The organism is Bacillus toyonensis BCT-7112, from assembly GCF_000496285.1.
Classification (GTDB): Bacteria; Bacillota; Bacilli; order Bacillales; family Bacillaceae_G; genus Bacillus_A; species Bacillus_A toyonensis.
In genome coordinates this window covers 3,578,805-3,598,082 of sequence record NC_022781.1, presented here as the reverse complement: position 1 = coordinate 3,598,082, position 19,278 = coordinate 3,578,805, and the positions used below count along the sequence as shown (strand labels likewise).

General features: G+C 34.0%; 16 protein-coding genes and 3 pseudogenes. 13 read left to right on the top strand and 6 right to left on the bottom strand.

Going from position 1 to position 19,278, the window contains the following annotated elements:
- Positions 1-66: 66 nt before the first annotated feature.
- Positions 67-2,450: pseudogene (locus BTOYO_RS18360) on the bottom strand (immune inhibitor A domain-containing protein).
- Positions 2,451-2,963: 513 nt separating this feature from the next.
- Here BTOYO_RS18360 and BTOYO_RS18355 point away from each other — a divergent pair.
- Positions 2,964-4,058: a response regulator aspartate phosphatase gene (locus BTOYO_RS18355; protein WP_000253570.1), complete on the top strand. Its 1,095-nt coding sequence runs from the start codon at positions 2,964-2,966 to the stop codon at positions 4,056-4,058.
- Entirely contained in the window at positions 4,058-4,216 is a 159-nt protein-coding gene (locus tag BTOYO_RS18350) for a hypothetical protein (protein WP_000732343.1), read from the top strand. Before BTOYO_RS18355 ends, BTOYO_RS18350 begins: the two co-directional genes overlap by 1 nt.
- Before the next feature lie 360 nt (positions 4,217-4,576).
- On the opposite strand, the gene BTOYO_RS18345 is transcribed toward BTOYO_RS18350, so the two are convergent.
- Positions 4,577-5,950, bottom strand: coding sequence for a sensor histidine kinase (locus BTOYO_RS18345; RefSeq protein ID WP_000736484.1), 1,374 nt, complete (start codon positions 5,948-5,950; stop codon positions 4,577-4,579).
- Positions 5,947-6,621, bottom strand: coding sequence for a response regulator transcription factor (locus tag BTOYO_RS18340; protein WP_001264540.1), 675 nt, complete (start codon positions 6,619-6,621; stop codon positions 5,947-5,949). Before BTOYO_RS18340 ends, BTOYO_RS18345 begins: the two co-directional genes overlap by 4 nt.
- Positions 6,622-6,795: 174 nt before the next feature.
- Here BTOYO_RS18340 and BTOYO_RS18335 point away from each other — a divergent pair, with 174 nt between their 5' ends.
- A complete protein-coding gene (locus tag BTOYO_RS18335) occupies positions 6,796-7,266 on the top strand; it encodes a hypothetical protein (RefSeq protein WP_001246840.1) in 471 nt (156 codons plus the stop codon).
- Between the two features lie 20 nt (positions 7,267-7,286).
- The gene (locus tag BTOYO_RS18330; protein WP_000912147.1) at positions 7,287-7,610 is read left to right on the top strand and encodes a PepSY domain-containing protein; all 324 of its coding nucleotides are present in this window, start codon (positions 7,287-7,289) and stop codon (positions 7,608-7,610) included.
- A gap of 90 nt (positions 7,611-7,700) precedes the next feature.
- Here BTOYO_RS18330 and BTOYO_RS18325 read toward each other — a convergent pair whose 3' ends face one another.
- Positions 7,701-8,222: an RrF2 family transcriptional regulator gene (locus BTOYO_RS18325; protein ID WP_023441173.1), complete on the bottom strand. Its 522-nt coding sequence runs from the start codon at positions 8,220-8,222 to the stop codon at positions 7,701-7,703.
- A 210-nt stretch (positions 8,223-8,432) separates the two neighbouring features.
- Between BTOYO_RS18325 and BTOYO_RS18320 the strand changes: the two genes are divergently transcribed.
- The gene (locus BTOYO_RS18320; protein WP_001044357.1) at positions 8,433-9,074 is read left to right on the top strand and encodes an FMN-dependent NADH-azoreductase; all 642 of its coding nucleotides are present in this window, start codon (positions 8,433-8,435) and stop codon (positions 9,072-9,074) included.
- Positions 9,075-9,148: 74 nt separating this feature from the next.
- Here the strand turns inward: BTOYO_RS18320 and dhaK are convergent, their stop codons facing one another.
- Positions 9,149-10,900, bottom strand: coding sequence for a dihydroxyacetone kinase subunit DhaK (gene dhaK, locus BTOYO_RS26670; RefSeq protein WP_000720707.1), 1,752 nt, complete (start codon positions 10,898-10,900; stop codon positions 9,149-9,151).
- Between the two features lie 177 nt (positions 10,901-11,077).
- Here dhaK and dhaS point away from each other — a divergent pair, with 177 nt between their 5' ends.
- On the top strand, positions 11,078-11,644 hold the full coding sequence (gene dhaS / locus BTOYO_RS18310) for a dihydroxyacetone kinase transcriptional activator DhaS (protein ID WP_000204220.1): 567 nt from the start codon (positions 11,078-11,080) through the stop codon (positions 11,642-11,644).
- Between the two features lie 19 nt (positions 11,645-11,663).
- A complete protein-coding gene (gene dhaQ / locus BTOYO_RS18305) occupies positions 11,664-12,662 on the top strand; it encodes a DhaKLM operon coactivator DhaQ (RefSeq protein WP_000723337.1) in 999 nt (332 codons plus the stop codon).
- A gap of 111 nt (positions 12,663-12,773) precedes the next feature.
- Here the strand turns inward: dhaQ and BTOYO_RS18300 are convergent, their stop codons facing one another.
- On the bottom strand, positions 12,774-13,391 hold the full coding sequence (locus BTOYO_RS18300; protein ID WP_000556726.1) for a VanZ family protein: 618 nt from the start codon (positions 13,389-13,391) through the stop codon (positions 12,774-12,776).
- Between the two features lie 244 nt (positions 13,392-13,635).
- Here BTOYO_RS18300 and BTOYO_RS28010 point away from each other — a divergent pair.
- From BTOYO_RS28010 to BTOYO_RS26650, 6 genes and pseudogenes are all read left to right on the top strand, one after another.
- A pseudogene (locus tag BTOYO_RS28010) lies at positions 13,636-13,737 on the top strand (TetR family transcriptional regulator); the annotation flags it as partial.
- Between the two features lie 194 nt (positions 13,738-13,931).
- Positions 13,932-14,243 carry an ArsR/SmtB family transcription factor gene (locus tag BTOYO_RS18295; protein ID WP_000433544.1) on the top strand — a complete coding sequence of 104 codons (312 nt, stop codon included), beginning with the start codon at positions 13,932-13,934 and terminating at the stop codon, positions 14,241-14,243.
- Positions 14,244-14,509: 266 nt separating this feature from the next.
- Positions 14,510-15,685, top strand: a complete 1,176-nt coding sequence (locus BTOYO_RS18290) for an MFS transporter (RefSeq protein WP_000757562.1) — start codon at positions 14,510-14,512, stop codon at positions 15,683-15,685.
- Positions 15,686-16,464: 779 nt separating this feature from the next.
- Positions 16,465-16,928, top strand: a pseudogene (locus tag BTOYO_RS28005) (Branched-chain amino acid permease); the annotation flags it as partial.
- A gap of 1,017 nt (positions 16,929-17,945) precedes the next feature.
- Positions 17,946-18,839, top strand: a complete 894-nt coding sequence (locus tag BTOYO_RS18280; RefSeq protein ID WP_000393592.1) for a helix-turn-helix domain-containing protein — start codon at positions 17,946-17,948, stop codon at positions 18,837-18,839.
- Between the two features lie 233 nt (positions 18,840-19,072).
- On the top strand, positions 19,073-19,180 hold the full coding sequence (locus BTOYO_RS26650; RefSeq protein ID WP_000505673.1) for a YjcZ family sporulation protein: 108 nt from the start codon (positions 19,073-19,075) through the stop codon (positions 19,178-19,180).
- The last annotated feature ends 98 nt before the right edge of the window (positions 19,181-19,278 follow it).

Here is a 19,278-nt window from a genome sequence, read left to right as displayed (position 1 = left end):
AAAAAGAGCTGTCCATAAGTCGGTTTCACCAACTTATGAGACAGCTCCTCTTCACTTCACCTTATTTTATCGATGAATCCAAACTGCACCTGCAGACTTGTCTTCTGCTTGGCCTACTACTTCAAACTTTAATCCTAGTTTCGGCAACTTACGTCCTGCATCTGGAATCACGCTGTTGATATACTGCTTAGAATCATCAAATTTCGCAACACCTGGTAATCCTTTATAGTCAAAGATACCGCGAGTTGGCGAATCTACTCTCCATGCTGGTGTTTGATCGAATGAGAATGCAGCATCAGCAATTTGATAACGCGTACTGCTCTTCACAGTCGGTTGTCCATTTAATGTCCCTACGATTGCCTCTGGATGAGAATCTACTACTCCTAAGAATCCTTCACCTGGATGAACCCCTACCCAGTTATCTGTAAAGCTTTGATCCGCATACCATACAACCATTCCTGTATTAAATACTGGACCACGCGCATGTTGTAAAGCCGTGTCAGAACCAGCGTAATTTCTCCACTCTACATAGTAGTTATGTTTCTTCTGTTCAAATCCGTTAGACACCGTAAATCCTTTTAGTGTCATTGCTGGTTGGCCTTCTGCATCATCTGAGAAAACAACTTTTCCATTTACAGTTAATGCAGCATTATCTAATGCAAATCCTTTATAAGCTACTGCAATATCTGTTAAATACTCAAATTGCAGTTTTACTTTTTCCCTTTGAATTGGCTTAAATCGTATGATTTATCAACCCACTTACCATCAGTTGTATCCACGCCGCCTTTTACATCTTTTTCGCCCATTCTATCAATGCGTGTCTTCGTTCCATCTTCTGCAATCGCATATACGTCAAGGAAATCATACTTCGCTTCCAGTTCGTAGAATGCCTTATAATCAAACTTAGCATCCGTTGCATTTGTTAAGTCAAATACTGGTGTCTCAAGTGTTGTATGAATGTCATTTCCTTTTGTGCTGTAGTAAAACTTCTTACCAAATGCCGATTCGATATTTTTAATATCTTTGTCCGGCAAGTTAACACGAACGATTCCTGGTCGTTTTGATTTTGTAACACTTTGATCTAAATATGTTGCAACACCGACTCCCGTGCGAAGTTTATCGTAATCTACCTCAACGATATTCGCCCAATTGCCCTTCATATTCTTTTGGAAAAACTCTTTATTTTGTGGTGAGAAACTTGTTGGCTCTGTTCCTGCAATTTTTCCAGCCCAGCTACCGCCACTCATAATAGACCAAGACTCAACAGGTTCACCTTGTCCTGAGTACTTCGTATCGTACTCATCTGGTAAGCCTAAATCATGACCATACTCATGCGCAAACACACCAACCGCTCCATCTTCAGGCTCGATTGTATAATCGTATGCAGCCATCTTTCCGCCCCAATTTGAAACAGAAGATTTTGTGCCATCAATCGCATATGGTTTTGACCCAAGTTTTGAACGATGAGACCAAATTGCATCATCTTTCAATTTACCGCCACCAGCTTCTTGACCAACACCAGCATGTACAACCATTAAATGATCAATAATGCCATCTGGCTCGTTTTTATTTCCATCACCATCTTGATCGTATTGATCAAATTGGTCATAATCTGCTAAATTGATCCCTTTTGCTACCGCTGCTTTTAATGCTTCTTTCACAAAATCACGTGGCCCTAAAGGACCTTTGTTATCATGACCAGTTCCAGCATCCGCACCATAATCTGAAGCTTTTCCTGGAACAGTAAGCCATTCCGTTACAGTTCCATCAACTGTGTAGCTACCACCAGATTGTTCTTCATAATATTGTTTAAATGTGTTAATCTTCGATCCATCAAATAACGTAAACGGTTCATCACCAAATAACATTTTTTGATAATGTTCACGATTGAAGTCCTTAGAATACATGTATCCTGGCTCTTGATCAATATTGTTATGCTTAAAATCGCTAAATTCTACGAGTAAAACAAGTACTTTATCTTTTCGGACAGCTCCATTGTACTCAGCTTGCTTCGCTGATGTAGTAGGTACTTTTCCATTTAATTTCCCTGGATTTAATCCTGCACCTTGTCCAGCTACTGGTCCTACTTCTGGCTGCTGCGCCTGTTCATTTTCCTTCATTTTTGAATCTTTTACTTTTTTCATAAAATCAGAAGCTTCTTGCGTAAGACTATCTCCTGTCAAGACTTCTTTCCCAGGGTTTTCCCCTTTCTTTTTCTCAACATATTTTTCGACAGCCTTTGACGTCTCCGCTTGTGATGCAGATTGATCAATTACGCCCCGTTGTTTTAGCGCTTCTGCCAAACGCTCCTCCGGTATTAAATGCTCATCTATCGGTAGAGATGATGGCGTATCAGCATACGCTGCATGACTTCCAAAAGCAAAACTACTACTTAGTACTGCCGCTGTTGCTAAAACTGATAATGGTTTTAACTTCTTATCCTTTTTCAATGCATTTCCTCCCCAGTGTCTGCAAATTATCGTTTTTTTGTCGATAACAACATAATATTCGTTATAATACGAATATTCAATCTTTTTCAACGGACAAAATGTTGAGAAATATTTTTTGTGCAGGATGAAATACGTAAGATAGCAAAATACAAAGGTTCTGCTTATTTATGTTTTTTAAGTTTTGCATATAACCATAAAGTGGGATCACTTGTTCTTTCAAATGGATAGCGATGGAGTAAAATGCTTATTTACAATACTAAGGAAATACAACATACAAACAGGCTGTTATTTGTTTTAAGTACAATAGTCATACTTGCTCGATGCACTTATTTTTTGGCAATAAATAAATGATCACCATCTAAGGAATCTTATTTATATTCTAATTACCTTTTAAATTATCAGAAAATTATTGAAAAAGTTTTTTCTTGCTATCTATCACTCTAACACACTTAATTTCTTGCTAGTATATACATATCAATATACAAATAAATATAGTAGAAAGCGAGGAGAATTATGGTAAGTCATCTAAAACCAAAAGATATAATCACACAACTTTTAAATAATTGGTATCAAGAGATACGTGCCCAGCACCTAAAAGAAGCAAAACATTTAAAAACAGAGATTGATACACACATAAAAAGTATTAATGAAGATCCAAATTTACTATTCCATTACTCACTTCTTACTTTTCGCTTTAAAGTTTTGCTCGATCATTTAAGCATCACACCCACAAGCTTCCAGGCAATTGATTCACTGGATATACCAAAAAATGAATCGTTGTCTTATTATTATCACTTTTTCAAAGGGATTCATGCCACACTAATTTCCAACAACAATGAAGCCTGGGAATACTACGAAAAAGCCGAAACACTATTACAACATATTCATGACGATCTTGAAATAGCCGAGTTTAGCTATCGTTTTGCTAACTTCTATCTTCATACCTATCAACCTCTATTAGGAATTCAACATGTGACTAAAGCTAAAGAAATCTTCTCTAAACATAATGGCTATGAAAATAATGTTGCCGCTTGTGAGAACTTATACGGTTTAGCATGTATTAATATAAAACAATTCCCTGTAGCAGAAGAAAAATTTAATTCTGCAATAGATATTTTACGTAAAAATAATGAGGATTCCCTAATATTAAGAGTCCGCAATAATTTAGGTTTTTTATATAGTAGCCAAAACTTATCCGCTTTAGCAATTCGACACTTATCAGAAGTAACAACTAAAACTCCAGAGCATTTTAGGGCCATTTTTCTTAAAGCTAGAGAACATTTAAAGATTGGGGAACTTGAACAGTCGGCCGAGTTAATCAAACGAGGATTAGCAATTTGTGAGAAGCTAGACAATAAAGAATACCTATATCATTTCAAACTTTTAGATTGTATAAATAAAGGTGTTTCGGCTGCTATTCTCGAAGAATTATCTTTGGAAGCTATCTCATTTTTCGACACACAACAACTCTATACTTACACACAAGAATACACTGAAAAATTAGCAATCAAGTTTTACGAAGAAAGCGACACTGTAAAAGCTAGTAAATACTTTTATATTAGTCATCAAGCTAAAGAAAAAACTTTTGAAAAAGGAGCGTTAAAATAATGAAAAAACTTTTTGGAACGATTTTAGGTTTATCACTTTCAGTTGCATTATCTATTGGATTAGCATTCCCTTCACAATCAGATTCTAAGAAACAAGTTGATTCGACTAAATCTAGTACAATTATGTACATGCAATCAAGCCACGGTGACTCCTGGTAATACAAAGAGTTTTTTATCTGTTACCATCATTAATTAGGAAAAGGGCACTCCCTCAATGGAGTGCCCTTTTCCTAATTAATAGACAACATATAGCAGACTACTTGTTAACTTCAGCCCATTTAACCTTGAACTCCGCACCTAAATCATTTGCGCAACACGTTCGAAAATATAAATCTATGATGTTAGAAACAGACTAATCATCTGTTCTTGTTGTTTCAATTTCATACTAAAAAGGAATGTATTGTATCATGTTGAAAACATAATTTATAACTAAATCGATTTACTTTCATTTACTTTTAAATAAAGATTAAAGAGAGCTTTTAAATCCATCTTTATTCTAAAGCTACAAACGAGCATACATTATGCTCGTTTTTCAATTGGTAGTTTAAATGTAAAAGTACTGCCTTCCCCTAATTTACTTTCAACGGTAATTTCTCCTCCATGTAGTTCGACAATCCATTTTACCATCGACAATCCTAAACCCGTGTTTCCCATGTTTGAAGATGTTCGTGCTGCATCAACTCGATAGAAGCGTTCCCATATTTTCGTAATATGTTGCTCGCTGATGCCTATGCCATTATCGGAGACTTTACCTATTATGTTCGTTCCATCACGGCATAGTTGTATATTCACACTACCATTCTCTTTACCATAAGCAATCGCATTCGTTAATAAATTCATTAATAAACGCATCATCAATGTTTGATCTGCTTTAATAAACAGGTCTTCCTCTATATTTGTTGTTATATCAATCGAGGCTTCTTGAACCATTAATGAAAGCTCTTCTACAACGATTTCCGTTAATTCACTCATATTGATACATTCAAATTGAAAAGTATCATGCTTTCCTTGATCAACTCGTGCTAATAATAAAAGTTGCGAGATTAACGAGGACATTTTACGTGATTGCCTTAAAATTACTTCTAAAGATTCTTCCATTTCTTTCGGATTATTCCTCTGCGATAAGGCGTATTCGCATTGCGAAATAATCACAGATGTTGGCGTTCTTAATTCATGAGATGCATCAGATGTAAATTGTTTTTCACTTTCAAATGATTTCTCCAATCGCTCAAACATGTTGTCAAAGGTTTGTGCTAAATGATAAATTTCGTCTTTCGATGAACCTTGTAAATTAATCCTCTTCGAAAGGTCTTTACCATCACCAATTTCACTAGCTGAATCACTCATTTGTTTCACAGGTCGAAACGCTCTTTGCGTAATAAAATATCCTCCCACTGCCGCAATGAGAATAAGTAATGGGAAAGAGATGAGTGTTACCACGATAAGCGTATTCATCGTTGATGATAATTGGTTCATCGTCATTATTCCACGAACCCAGACTTGCTCATCGCCGCCTACGTTATGGAGAAAATCATATACGATCCATTCTTTATTACCATTTTTAATGGTTTGTATTTCATCGGATTTAAGCGATATCTTTTTATTAAAGCTTGTTGGACTATTTCCTGCCAGTAGCTCACCTTGCTTACTATAAATGAGGAGATTTACTCCATCTTCTAAAGTTTCAAACTCATCGTCAATCTTTAACTGCCCATGCTTATATTTGATATCTTCCATGCTTTCTTTTACTGTGCTCTTTAATTGATTTTTCATATTAAAAAGCACAACTTTATCTGAAGAAGCTAAAATAAAAGCTAACACGAGTGCCATAATAATTACAATTAACCCCGTATACCAAAGGGTTACTCTCATTTTTATTGATAGTTTTTTCATGACTCTACTCGCAATACGTAACCAGTGCCTCGTACTGTATGAATTAACTTCGTTTCAAACTGGCTATCAATTTTTTTACGAAGGTATCGGACGTAAACATCAATAATATTTGAGCCACCTTCATAGTCGTAATTCCACACATGTTGCTCAATTTTATCTCGTGTCAACACAACTTCTTTATTACGAATCATATATTCTAAAATAGCAAATTCTTTACTGGAAAGATTAATAACCTGCTCTCCCCTTGTTACTTTATGCATATTGCAATCCACCACTAGATCAGCAATTTCAAACACATTAGAGGTATTCCCTGTTTTTCTTCGCATCAACACTCGAATTCTTGCTAATAGTTCATCAAAAGCAAATGGCTTTACTAAATAATCATCCGCACCTAAGTCGAGTCCTTTTACGCGATCATCAATTGTATCTTTAGCTGTAAGAAGCAAGACAGGAGTTGTATTATTGTCTGCGCGTAATCTTTGTAACACTTGTAACCCATCTATTCGGGGAATCATAATATCAAGCACAATCAAGTCATAAGTAGCCATGCTTATATAATCCAAGGCATCTGCTCCATTCCCACATCCATCGACACTATAATATTCTGCATTTAATCGTTTTACTAATATATTTTGTAAGTCTTGTTCATCTTCGACAATAAGAACTCGCATTAGCATCCTCCTTTTTTCTTATTATATATATCACTATAGTTCCAAAACATTAAAGAAAGATTAGAAACGATTTAATTATATCATTTTATTTTTTGGCACATTAATCTTCCTTTAATGTTTGTTCAGTAATATAAAGGCAAGGATAAGGTGCTCAATTAAAGGGAGGAAAACATAATGAGAAACTGGATGATAATTGGAGCAATGTCTTGTTTATTCTTAACAGCTTGTTCTACTCAATCTGATAACAATACAGAAGTACAACAACTGAAAGCGGAAAATGATAAATTACAAAAAGAAGTTGCTCAACTACAAAAAGAACCAAACAAAACAGAGCCTGCTACGAATGATACGAAGCAAATACAAGATTTCAAAAATGAAGTCTCATCTATTATAGAAAAGGCACATAACACAAAACCAGTTGGAGCAAAAGAAGAGGACTTAAATACGTACTTAGCAGCAAAAAAAGAAATTGACCAATTAGATGACAAAATAGATTTATCTGATAATCAGCTAGAAGCAGATTATCGCGCTGGAACGATAACTGTTGAACAATATCAAACACAAGAAAGAGAACAAGATATACTGGAAGATCAATTAGAGCAAGCAGAAAATGCACTTGAAGCAAGATTTGGAATAGATGATTAATCATTAAGGAGTGAATGAAAATGTTAAAACATAAAAAGAAAATAATGATAAGTGTAATTGCTACTTTAGTAATTGGTATTGCTATTGTTGGTGGATATTTTGGTATGGGTTACAATTATGCAAAAAAGAATGACAACTACACAGAAAAACAAGTTCGTGAAATTGCTTTAGCACAAACAAATGGGGAAATTATTCATGTGAAAAAAGAATTTGAATTAGAAGATGACAACTTAACACAATCTCAATTCGAATATGAAGTGGAAATCAAGACACCTGATAATCTATTGAATGTTTTAAAAGTTAGCGCTAGAACAGGCACAATAGAAATCGATCACGAAGATTAAAAAATATAATTAAGCAACGTGAATTCCATATTTTTAGGAACTCACATGATGGCATTCATGTTAAAAAACAAAAAAACTCTAACTAATTCGTCATGGCGATTTAGTTAGAGTTTTTTGTTTGAAGTATTCACGAGTATCTACCCTTATCTTTTCAGGTAAAACAATATCAAGTTCTTTATCTAACCATGCAAGAGTCTTTTTACGAAGAAACTCACGCATGTGTTCTTCTGCTTCAAGCATTACTAAGTTAATTGTACAAGAAGAATTGCTAGGTTCACAAGAATTGCAAGCCTCGGCCTCGTCTCGATATAGTAGACCATTCTGTACAATATTTTTACATTGAAAAATAGGTTTTGGACCTTCGACAGCTTCTATTACATCCCAAAAAGAAACATCTTCTGGAGACTTAGCTAACCTATACCCGCCCTTTACACCTGGGACAGAATTTACAATGCCAGCTTTAGATAATTTACCGAAAACTTTTGAAAGAAATGTTTCAGAAAGCCCTTGGAACTCTGCCAAATCTTTTATTCCGACACTTTCCTTGGAAGGAGTGTTAATTAAATAAACTAGGCAATGCAAGGCATATTCAACCCCAACACTATACTGCATATACAAATCACCTGCTTTTTATTTTAAGGGTTATCAAATTGTATCTTAGGACCATTTAGAATTTTAGTCAAATAAAAAAAGGCTCTTTTCGAATAGTATGTATTTCGTTTGACAAAAATAATTTCAGAGCTTATATTAAAGACAAAGTTAATCGACGATTAACTTTGTCGACAATTAAAACGTAAAAACTTTTAAAAAGGGGAAATACAAATGAACAAAACACTTATCATAAACGCACATCCAAAAGTGGATGATACATCATCAGTCAGCATTAAAGTTCTTAACCACTTTTTAGTATCTTATAAAGAATTAATTCCTAATAATGAACCGATTGAACAAATTAATTTATACGATGATATAGTACCAATGATAGATAAAACTGTTTTAAGTGCATGGGAAAAGCAAGGAAATGGACAAAAGTTAACTGATGAAGAACAAAAAGTAACAGAGCGTATGTCCGAAATTTTACAACAATTTAAAAGTGCAAATACGTATGTTATCGTATTACCTTTGCACAATTTTAATATTCCATCAAAGTTAAAAGATTACATGGACAATATCATGATTGCACGTGAAACATTTAAATATACTGAAACTGGATCAGTGGGACTACTTAAAGATGGAAGAAGAATGCTTGTTATACAAGCAAGTGGAGGAATCTATACAAATGATGATTGGTATACAGAAGTGGAATACTCTCATAAATATTTAAAAGCAATGTTTAATTTCTTTGGTATTGAAGATTATCAAATCGTTCGTGCACAAGGAACAGCAGTACTAGATCCAAATGAAGTATTACAAAATGCGTATAAAGAAGTTGAAGAAGCAGCTTCTAGATTGGCTAACAAATAAAATTTTTCACTGGAAGAATGATGATTATAAATAAAGATCCCCTCCACCTTAAGGCAGAGGGGATCTTCTAATTCCTATTTCAAACTACCCGCAATCTCCGTAAAGATAACTCCAAGCGCATGTGCACCTGCATCTGGATAGCCTAAACTTCTTTCACCAACTGTACCGGCGCGGCCCATGCGAGCTACGATTTCTTTCGTGTACTCTGCTCCTTTAACGGCTGCTTCTGCACCTTTTTCAAAGGCAGTTTTCATGTCTACTTCGTTTGAAGCGCTAGCTAACCAAGAATCCACACATGGAGCAAGTGCATCAACAAGTGTTTTATCACCAACTACTGCACCTCTACCGAACGATCTTTCACCGATAGATTGTATGCCTTGCAGTGCTGCTTGCAACATTTCAGCAAATTCTTTCACTGTTAACTCACGCTTCTCGCCTGCTGCTTTACTAGCTGCGCGGAATGCACCGCCCCAAATTGGACCAGATGCGCCGCCGCAATGTTCCATAATAATCATGGAACAACCGTCAAGGAATGATCCGATCGTTACATTTTCTTGTTCTACAATAGAATGCCACTCACGTTTTAATTGCTTAAATCCTTTCGCAACACTCATTCCGAAGTCGCCGTCACCTGCATGTGTATCTAACTCACAGAACGGTACTTCATTTTTAATAATAATGTCGCTCATTTTATCAACGAGATAAATCATGTTGTTTAATGTAATGATATTATCTTTAATCACAGCGTGCTCTTCCGCTGTTTCTATTTCAAATGAAACTTCTTTCTCTTCTGCCTCTTCAAGTACATTCACGTACTCTACACTTTCAACTAGTCCATCTACTTTGAACGCTGGTGTATTACATTCTTTCGATAGTAATGTTTTTAGCTCATCATCTAACTTCATCACTGTTAAAGACATACCAGCCATATCAATACTCGTCATATAGTTACCGACGAATACTCTATTAATTTTAATGTTTCTAGCAGCTAATTCTCTCGTAACTGCGTTATTAAATAAGTATAGTTCTTGCAGTGGTGTACCACCAAAACCATTTACTAGAAGCGCAATTTCCTCGCCATCTTTTACTCCTAAATCTTTTATTAAATCATTTGTCATACGGTTAGCTAACTCATCAGCTGACATCGTTTTTTCACGCTTAATTCCTGGTTCGCCGTGAATACCAACGCCGTATTCCATTTCATCTTCCGCAAGTGTGAAAGTAGGTGATCCGCTCGCTGGAACTGTACAAGAAGTTAACGCTAAACCGATTGTACGCACGTTAGCCGCTGCTTTTTCCGCTACAGCTTTCACCGCGCCTAAATCCATACCTGCTTCCGCTGCTGCGCCGGCAATTTTATGAACGAGAATAACGCCCGCAACGCCGCGACGTCCTACTGTGTATAGACTATCTTCTACCGCAATATCATCGTCAACTTTTACGTAATCGACTTCAATTCCATCTTCCTTCGCTAAATGCGCACCGTTTTTGAAATTCATAATATCGCCGCTGTAGTTTTTAATAATTAATAACGTACCTTTTTTACTAGCTGTCTCTTTAATTGCTTGATATACCTGAATTTGCGAAGGTGAAGCAAACACATCTCCGCACACTGCCGCATCTAACATTCCTTTTCCGACTAGTCCTGCATGTGCTGGCTCATGACCACTACCGCCACCACTAATTAACGTTACTTTGTTTTCGTTCATTTCTTTCTTCTTAATTACTTTATATTTTTTCAAAAGCTCAAGCTCTGGGTGAGCCATAACCATCCCGTTACACATTTCCATAACTAATGTTTCTGGTTTGTTTATAATCTTTTTCATTGTGATTCTCCCTCAATTCCTTTAATATATTGTGATATATTTGAAATCTTCTTCTTACTAACCATGTTAAAATGAAAGCGTTTTATAGTAAACGGACAAAATGGACAATCTGTCTAAAGACACCGCTCTCATTTATAGATAGGATTTTTATATTACTACATTCTAGGGATGATTCAGATGACCTCTTCTATAATTTCTAAAAAGATAATCGCGAACTCATTGAAATATTTAATGGAAACAGAGTCGTTTCATAAAATATCAGTAAGCGATATTATGTTACACTGTCAAATGCGTAGGCAAACTTTTTATTATCATTTTAAAGATAAATTTGAACTATTAAGCTGGATTTATAGAGAAGAAACGAAAGAAAACATTATCGACTTTCTCGACTATGAAACGTGGGAAAACATTTTCGATTTATTATTTGATTACTTTTATGAAAATCAAAAATTTTACCGAAATGCTTTTAAAGTCATTGAACAAAACTCGTTTAATCACTATTTATTTGAGCATACGAAAAACTTATATATGAAGATTATTGATGAACTATCCGTGAGCTGTGGATTCAGCCTTTCTGACGAGACAAAAAATACGATTGCCTCCTTTTATAGTCACGGCTTCGTTGGAACGATAAAAGATTGGATTGAAAGCAAATGCGAAGTAGATCCTTCCATTATGTCTTCTCTCATGAAAAATATGATCAACAATCAATTACTACTATTACTGGAGCAATCAGCAAAGTAATTAAAGGGTGGCAAAAGCAATGAAAAAGATTATGAATGATGTACAACATATCGTTCAAGATATGCTGCATGGCTTTTATTTTGAACATAACGACAAAGTAAATTACGACGAAACAAACAACATCATTTATGTAAAAGATATCGACAAACTGAAGCAAGACGTCGCTATTATAAGCGGTGGTGGTAGCGGACATGAACCTGCTGATATTGGTTATGTAGGAAAAGGAATGCTTACAGCGGCAGTAAATGGCAGTATTTTCACTCCGCCTACAGTAGAACAAATTGTCGCAGCTACTCACCTTATACCAAAGGATAAAAGTATTTTATTCATCATTAAAAACTTTAAAGATGATGTTGAGAATTTTCTAGCGGCGAAGCAAATTGCCAAAGAAGAAGGAAGACAAATTGACCACATCATCGTAAATGACGACGTTTCAATTGAAGATGATGCTTCTTTTAATAAAAGAAGACGCGGCGTCGCTGGCACTGTTTTCGTTCAAAAAATACTTGGTGCGGCCGCTGAGAGTGGACATTCTTTAGAAGAACTAACAACAATCGGGCAAGCTGTCATCAAAAACTTACACACATTAGGAGTTGCCCTTTCCCCTGCCAACGATCCAGTAAAAGGAAAAGCTTCATTCACATTAAACGAAGATGAAGTGTTTTACGGCGTCGGCATCCATGGTGAAAAAGGTTACCGTAAAGAAGCACTATCCTCTTCTGAAATATTAGCAATCGAACTAATGAACAAACTAAAAAGCATTTACCGCTGGAGAAAAGGTGACAACTTCGCCATCCTCGTTAATGGACTCGGCACAACTCCGCTAATGGAACAATACATTTTCGCAAATGATATTCGCCGTTTATGTGAGCTGGAGAAATTACAAGTGAAGTTCGTAAAAGTCGGTACACTGCTAACTTCTTTAGATATGAAGGGTGTTTCGCTCAGTTTGCTTAAGATAGAGGATTTGGATTGGGTGAAGTGGCTGAATGCGGATGTTGGAGTGGGTAATTGGTAACTAAAATTATGATGATAAAAGCCTTTAGCTATAGCCAGTTAAAGGCTTTTTTTACAAATTGAAATATCGCACGAGCGTTAAAAATAAATTCGTAATCATCTCATTGGAAGATTACAGGTCTCCAGGATAATAAATTAACATCACACCTACAAGTGAGAAAACCAAATAAAAAACAGCTTCGTATTGTATAACTAGAGAAGTGTTAGTATCAAGCTTTTTCCCCTCTCTTTTATCTATCAGTTTAAATAAAACTCTATATAATACATACCCAATAATCGCCCCGAGAGTATTCGTAAATACATCATCAATATCTGTAATTCTACTATTTAGTAATTGACTTAACTCAATTGCAAGTGAAAAAAAGAATCCCGCATATATAGTATTTTTCATTTTTCTAAACTGCGGCCAAATAGTCGGTAATAAAAAACCTAACGGCATAAACAGTACAATGTTCAAAAGGTATGCAGTACTACCTGCAGTATCAAATAAAGTCAAGTTAATTTGACTTACACGAATCCACGTTTCATTTCTACTTATATCCCATACTGTCGCGATCTGCGTCACCCCATACACTAGCGAAAGGTAAAACAGAAAAACATACACCCATAGAAAATGCCAAATAGATATAGTTCTTTTCGTTTTAAAATAAAATCCAATTTGAAATACAATACAAAAAATAACAGTAAAGAAATAAGTATACAAATAACTCATCAAAACTTCTGTATGCATGCAGAATCCCCTAACTTTACATTTTCATCTATGACTTTGTCGTTTTTAGTCTCCTTCATGATGTAACTCATTTATAGGATAGGAAAAACTTCTAAAATAAAAAGTGGGGGAAACATAAAATTTTTCTTAAATCTTCAGTTGGGTTTTATTATTACTCTTCTTAGGAATCCGCCATTGATAGCTAGGCAACAACATGCTTGAACGTAACAAGATTATCATTTTTGCACGTAATCCTCGTAGTACTTTAATCGATGAAACATATATAAAATCATGTGAATCGTTTGTTCAGTTAAAACATGAAATTAAGAAATATATGACGTACTATAATCACTCTTGCTATCAATAGAATTTAAAGAAGATGACTCCTGTTTGCATACAGAAATCATCTTTTTTAGGTTACCTAACTTTTTTTAGAATGTCCTTTACAAAGAGTACAGATCAAGAAGACCTTATGCCTATTCAAAGGGATCAACTATACCTTCTTCCCTTAAAATCACCAAAACCCATTTACAAATCTATAAAAGTAGATATAATATCCTTATGGAACCTTTATTAATTTATAAAGCATTGTCAAATGAAACAAGATGTCAAATTTTATCATGGTTGAAAAATCCAGAAAACTATTTCGATGAAAAACCTTATCTAGAGCAAGGTCTTAACTTTCAAGTTGGAGTATGTGTAGGAGATATCCAGCTTAAAACTGGTTTAGCCCAATCGGTTATTTCTAGTTATTTATTAACTATGAAAAAGGCAGGACTACTAGACTCTGACCGAATTGGAAAATGGACTTACTATCGTCGAAATGAAAAAACAATACAAGAGTTTTCTGAATACGTCCAAAACGAATTATAAAGTGAAAGCTAATAATCAATTAGCATACCAATTGATTATTAGCCTTCACACATTCTGCTTTTTTATAAAATTGCACTACCTATAAAAGCAAGAAACATGGAAAGGAGAAATTTTTTTAACACATCATATCTAGTTATTTAGATATCTGTTATTGTATTTCAAATTACATAGTCCTAATAATATTGACATCCAATCATGCTTGCAATAATGCTTCTTTGTTAATGAATTTACTTTCAAAATACTAGTACGAATGGAGAGTTTTATAAATGAAAAAAGTAAATCCTTTACTTATTCTGACACTCGCAATAGGTGTGTTCGGAATTATTACTACCGAAATGGGTATTGTCGGTGTATTACCACAAATCACTCAGAAATTCGGCATTTCAACTGCACAAGCAGGAATTTTAGTAAGTATATTCGCACTAGTTGTTGCTATTTCTGGTCCGTTTCTAATTTTGCTCGTCTCTGGGATTAATCGCAAAATAATTTTATTAACAGCAATTTTTACATTTGTTATTTCAAATATAATCTACGCTTATACAACACAATTTGAAATCATGCTTATTTTTCGTATTTTACCGGCCGCACTTCACCCACTCTTCTTTTCAATCGCTCTTGTAACAGCTGCTAAACTTGTCCCTCCTGAGAAAAGTGGTCAAGCCGTTACAAAAGTTTTCATGGGAATTACAGTTGGTTTTGCTCTAGGCGTACCATTAACCTCTTACCTTGCAGACCAATTTTCACTAGAAATTGCTTTCTTATTCGGAGCATTCGTTAACACTCTTGCATTCATTGGAATACTAATCTACCTTCCTTCTATGCCTGTTACAGAAAAAATGTCTTTCGGCAAACAAATTCGTATACTCGGCAAACCAGGATTATGGTTAAATATTTTAACCGTCACATTCCTTTTTGCAGCCATGTTTTCCGTATACAGCTACTTCGCTGAATACCTTGCAAAAGTAACTTCCATGAATGGATCTCTCATCAGTATTATGCTATTCATATTTGGTATAGTTATGATTTTAGGTAATCATTTATTTGGTAGTCTCCTGCAAAAAAGTATAGTAAATACAGTACTATCCTTCCCTATTTTATATTCTATCGTTTACATATTGGTTTATTATTTAGGTTCCTACCTTGTTCCAATGATTTTTATAGTATTCATTTGGGGAATCGTGCATGCTGGCGGATTAATTGTTGGTCAAACATGGTTAATAAGTGAAGCAAAAGAAGCACCTGAATTTGGTAATAGCCTATTCGTTTCATTCTCAAATCTCGGAATTACTTTAGGAACAACTATTGGAGGCTGGTTCATTTCAAACTTAGGTATTCACCAGCTTATTTGGAGTGGATTTCTATTCACACTACTTTCCTTTCTATTAGTTATAATAAAACTAAAATTTTTCAATTCTAATAGTCCAGCTTCATTATCAAGCTAGTACATTACAGTTCCAAATTTGATAAAAATATTATAAATTCTTCTCTATATAACATACAGGTTATTCTTCTTATAAGATTTTCCAAACTAAAAAGTATAATGCTCAAAGCCTTTAGCCATAATTACGACTAAAGGCTTTTTTGTATATAAAGTGAAACTTTAATCAGCCGGGGCTTTGTTCATCCCCTCACTGATTATTAGCCTTTACTAATCAGGTTTTTACGGACAGTTAATGCGGGATAAAAATAAATCTCAAAGGAGCTACTACTTTATGGAGCATAATCAAAATGGAATACTTGCTATAATTGTTTTGGTTTTAGGATTAGTGTTTTTTGTTAGTGGAATGGTTTATCATTTATGGGGTTCTTATTAATAGCATGATTGTAATCACCCATCCCCTCCCTCAAGTATATCGTTCCATACTTGAGGGGTTTTTTAAATATGTTAAAAAACCCTTTCTACGACCGTTGGCTGTATTTGGAGTAGCAGCTATATCTTTCATTTTACTAATCATAACAGGAATGGTATTGACTCTAATTTTTATGCGAAAGATCAACATACTACTTTACTCCCAAAATTAAATACCGTTTATAAAGAAACTGATGATAAATCTAAAGAGATTGATAAAGTGAAACTTTAATCAGTAGGGGTTTTGTTCATCCCCCACTGATTATTAGCCTTCACCAATCGGGCGTTTACGAGCAGCCCGACCCCCACCTAACTTCTTTGCTTCCGCTGAATTTTGAAGTGGGGGTCTTACTGCCCGGCAAATAGCGGGATAAATTAAAAGGGGATATATCACTATTGGAAACGCAAAATAAAACGCTAGATGCTAAAGTGAAAAGATTAAAAGATTAAAAGAAGAATTAGCAAAGAAAGAACAACCTAAAAAAGAAGAATCAAAACGAGAAACGCAACAACCTGCTGTTCAACCGGAAAAGAAAGAAGAAGCTAAACAACAACAATCTACAGGTTCATTTGCAAATCCAGTGAAGGATATCAACAAAACCGAAGCAATAAATAGAGTGAAGGAAAAAGCGAAGCAAGACTTCAAAGATGATTACATGACTCAAAACTTTGTTGCTAGTGAGCAAACGAAAGCGTACGATTTCTTATATGGCATTGAAATAAAATCACAAGAAGAATTGAACATGATGAAAAACACATTAAAAGATTTTCCTAACGATTTTATGACAGCTAAGTTTGTTTATGAAGAACAGATGAAAACAAAAAATCAACAATAAACATTTTTAAAGTTCATATTACCTTTATAAGGGAATTATGAACAAAGTAGTGAAGTAAGTGATAGCACTCAGATGAGTGCTTTTACTATGTAGATCAACAAAAGAGAGGAATAAACAATATGAATAGAAAAGCTTTCATTGGATTTCTAAGTACTATCATTATTCCAATTATCAGCATCTACTATCGGCCTAATTAATTTTTCCTTATGCCCTTTAACATCAACCGTTTCAAATTTCTTTAAACTATTACATATGTTTGTACCACGCTTTGTTGATACGTTCACACTTCACAGTTGTTGAATTTTTAGACTTATCCCTTAGTGTACCCATACTATTAGAACATCCTACCATATTTAGACAGAATGTAGCCAACACACATGATATTATTAATTTCTTCAAATAGACAATTCAAACTCTCTTTCGGTTAACGTTTTTTCATAAAAATAAGTTCCGTACTCATTTTACATTATATTAAAAGCTGAAAAATATTCTTATACTCATAAATTGTTACATTTAAAGGTGAGAAACGGAATTTCATAAGATATTATTATTAAAAACTTACATACAATTTAAATATAGCCTCTTATACAAAAAAATTCCAATAAAATATAGATTTGAAACATATTTCTCAATGAATAAAATAACTTAACATGGTAAAATAATATTGGGATGAGAATCCCAATATTATTAAAATTAAGATGGTTCAAGTCGAAGAAAGGCACCTTAGGGTGTCTTTTCTTTATTTCTCAATGTAAGAACTTTAAGGATATGCTAGCAAATTCCCTTTTGTACAATGAAGGAGTAACACCTAATAGTAAGGCCCATCTATTTCCGTAGGTGGGCTTTATGTAATTTTACACTTATGCATGATGGTTCGATTCGGAAGAAGGAGCCTTTTATAATGAAATTTTATAAAAAGGCCTTAAAAAACAATAATTGCAACTATATTAATTTTACATTACATTAAGGATGGAGAATATTATTATACTAATAAAGCGTTAAATAGTAGGGGGAAAAATGGAATTTTGTGATTTGGGTATTACCATTAAAGAACTTCGAATTAAAAAAAATATATCACAATCCGAATTATGTCATGGCATATGTTCACAAAGTCAAATTAGCAAGATAGAAAAAGGTATGATTTATCCATCTAGCATATTGTTATATCAATTATCAGAAAGACTTGGTGTTGATCCAAATAATATATTTGCACTAACTCAAAACAAAAAATTAAAATACGTAAAAAATGTAAAATATGTAATGAGAGATTGTGTAAAGCAAAAACAATATAAAGAACTTTATGAAATAGTAAAAAAAGAGAAAAACGAAAACAATTTCCAATCAACAGAAGATAAACAATTTCTAATATGGTATGAAGCAATTGCTATATATCGTGTGAATAACTCAACAAAAGCGGCTTTAACTCTTCTTAATAATGCATTAAAACTAACTTTAACCAATGTTGATTGTTTATCAGAAAGAGAAATAGATATTATGCAATCAACTGCTATATTGTATGCAGAAAACAAAGAATACGAAAAAAGTATTAATATGTTAAAAAAATGTTTAACTAATTTTAATAAGTTAGATTTTCCTAGAGATAAAGAAATTAAATTAAAAATTATTTTAAATTTAGCAAAATGTTTAGACTTCACCTATCAACATGAAGAAGCAATAAAACACCTTGATAAGGGCATCAAATTAGCTATTAATCTAAACACTTTATACCTATTAGGTGAACTATTCTATTTAAAAGGTCAGTATTTATTAAAGATTAAACAACATGATGAAGAAGATGTTGTGAATAACATGAAAAAAGCATTATTTATATTTGAACTAACAGAAAAAGAACATTATATACAAATGATTAAAGATGAATTGATTGAAATACAAAATAAAAAACACTCATAATTTCGTAAAAACTACTTACAAAGCCCACAGGAAAAATCTCTATAGTTTTTAAACTTAGAACGATATTATTAAAATGAAAGTAGTTCAAGTTGGAGGAAGGTACCTTAGAGTGTCTTTTTTTATTTTCAAAAGGACCTGCTCAATTATTGCATAAAAAACATAAAGTAAATTGAATCCGTTAAAATACATGAGTGACCTTTTGTTTTCCCCTCTTATTAAAAGGAGGAACTATTATGGGATTTGGTGGTAGTTGTGGCGGCTGTGGATTTTCTGGAGGCTTTGCTTTATTAGTTGTATTATTTATTTTATTAATCATCGTTGGAGCTTCTTGCTTCTGCTAAAAAACTATCGGAAAAGACACTCATATATGGGTGTCTTTTCTTTTTACGTTAAAAGGCCCCTATTTCCGTAGGTGGCCTTTATCTTTATTACACAATAT

Bases quoted from the DNA above. Each gene is read 5' to 3' on its own strand.
- BTOYO_RS18355 (WP_000253570.1), top strand. From the start codon at position 2,964: ATGGTAAGTCATCTAAAACCAAAAGATATAATCACACAACTTTTAAAT.
- BTOYO_RS18350 (WP_000732343.1), top strand. From the start codon at position 4,058: ATGAAAAAACTTTTTGGAACGATTTTAGGTTTATCACTTTCAGTTGCA.
- BTOYO_RS18345 (WP_000736484.1), bottom strand. From the start codon at position 5,950: ATGAAAAAACTATCAATAAAAATGAGAGTAACCCTTTGGTATACGGGG.
- BTOYO_RS18340 (WP_001264540.1), bottom strand. From the start codon at position 6,621: ATGCGAGTTCTTATTGTCGAAGATGAACAAGACTTACAAAATATATTA.
- BTOYO_RS18335 (WP_001246840.1), top strand. From the start codon at position 6,796: ATGAGAAACTGGATGATAATTGGAGCAATGTCTTGTTTATTCTTAACA.
- BTOYO_RS18330 (WP_000912147.1), top strand. From the start codon at position 7,287: ATGTTAAAACATAAAAAGAAAATAATGATAAGTGTAATTGCTACTTTA.
- BTOYO_RS18325 (WP_023441173.1), bottom strand. From the start codon at position 8,222: ATGCAGTATAGTGTTGGGGTTGAATATGCCTTGCATTGCCTAGTTTAT.
- BTOYO_RS18320 (WP_001044357.1), top strand. From the start codon at position 8,433: ATGAACAAAACACTTATCATAAACGCACATCCAAAAGTGGATGATACA.
- dhaK (WP_000720707.1), bottom strand. From the start codon at position 10,900: ATGAAAAAGATTATAAACAAACCAGAAACATTAGTTATGGAAATGTGT.
- dhaS (WP_000204220.1), top strand. From the start codon at position 11,078: ATGACCTCTTCTATAATTTCTAAAAAGATAATCGCGAACTCATTGAAA.
- dhaQ (WP_000723337.1), top strand. From the start codon at position 11,664: ATGAAAAAGATTATGAATGATGTACAACATATCGTTCAAGATATGCTG.
- BTOYO_RS18300 (WP_000556726.1), bottom strand. From the start codon at position 13,391: ATGCATACAGAAGTTTTGATGAGTTATTTGTATACTTATTTCTTTACT.
- BTOYO_RS18295 (WP_000433544.1), top strand. From the start codon at position 13,932: ATGGAACCTTTATTAATTTATAAAGCATTGTCAAATGAAACAAGATGT.
- BTOYO_RS18290 (WP_000757562.1), top strand. From the start codon at position 14,510: ATGAAAAAAGTAAATCCTTTACTTATTCTGACACTCGCAATAGGTGTG.
- BTOYO_RS18280 (WP_000393592.1), top strand. From the start codon at position 17,946: ATGGAATTTTGTGATTTGGGTATTACCATTAAAGAACTTCGAATTAAA.
- BTOYO_RS26650 (WP_000505673.1), top strand. From the start codon at position 19,073: ATGGGATTTGGTGGTAGTTGTGGCGGCTGTGGATTTTCTGGAGGCTTT.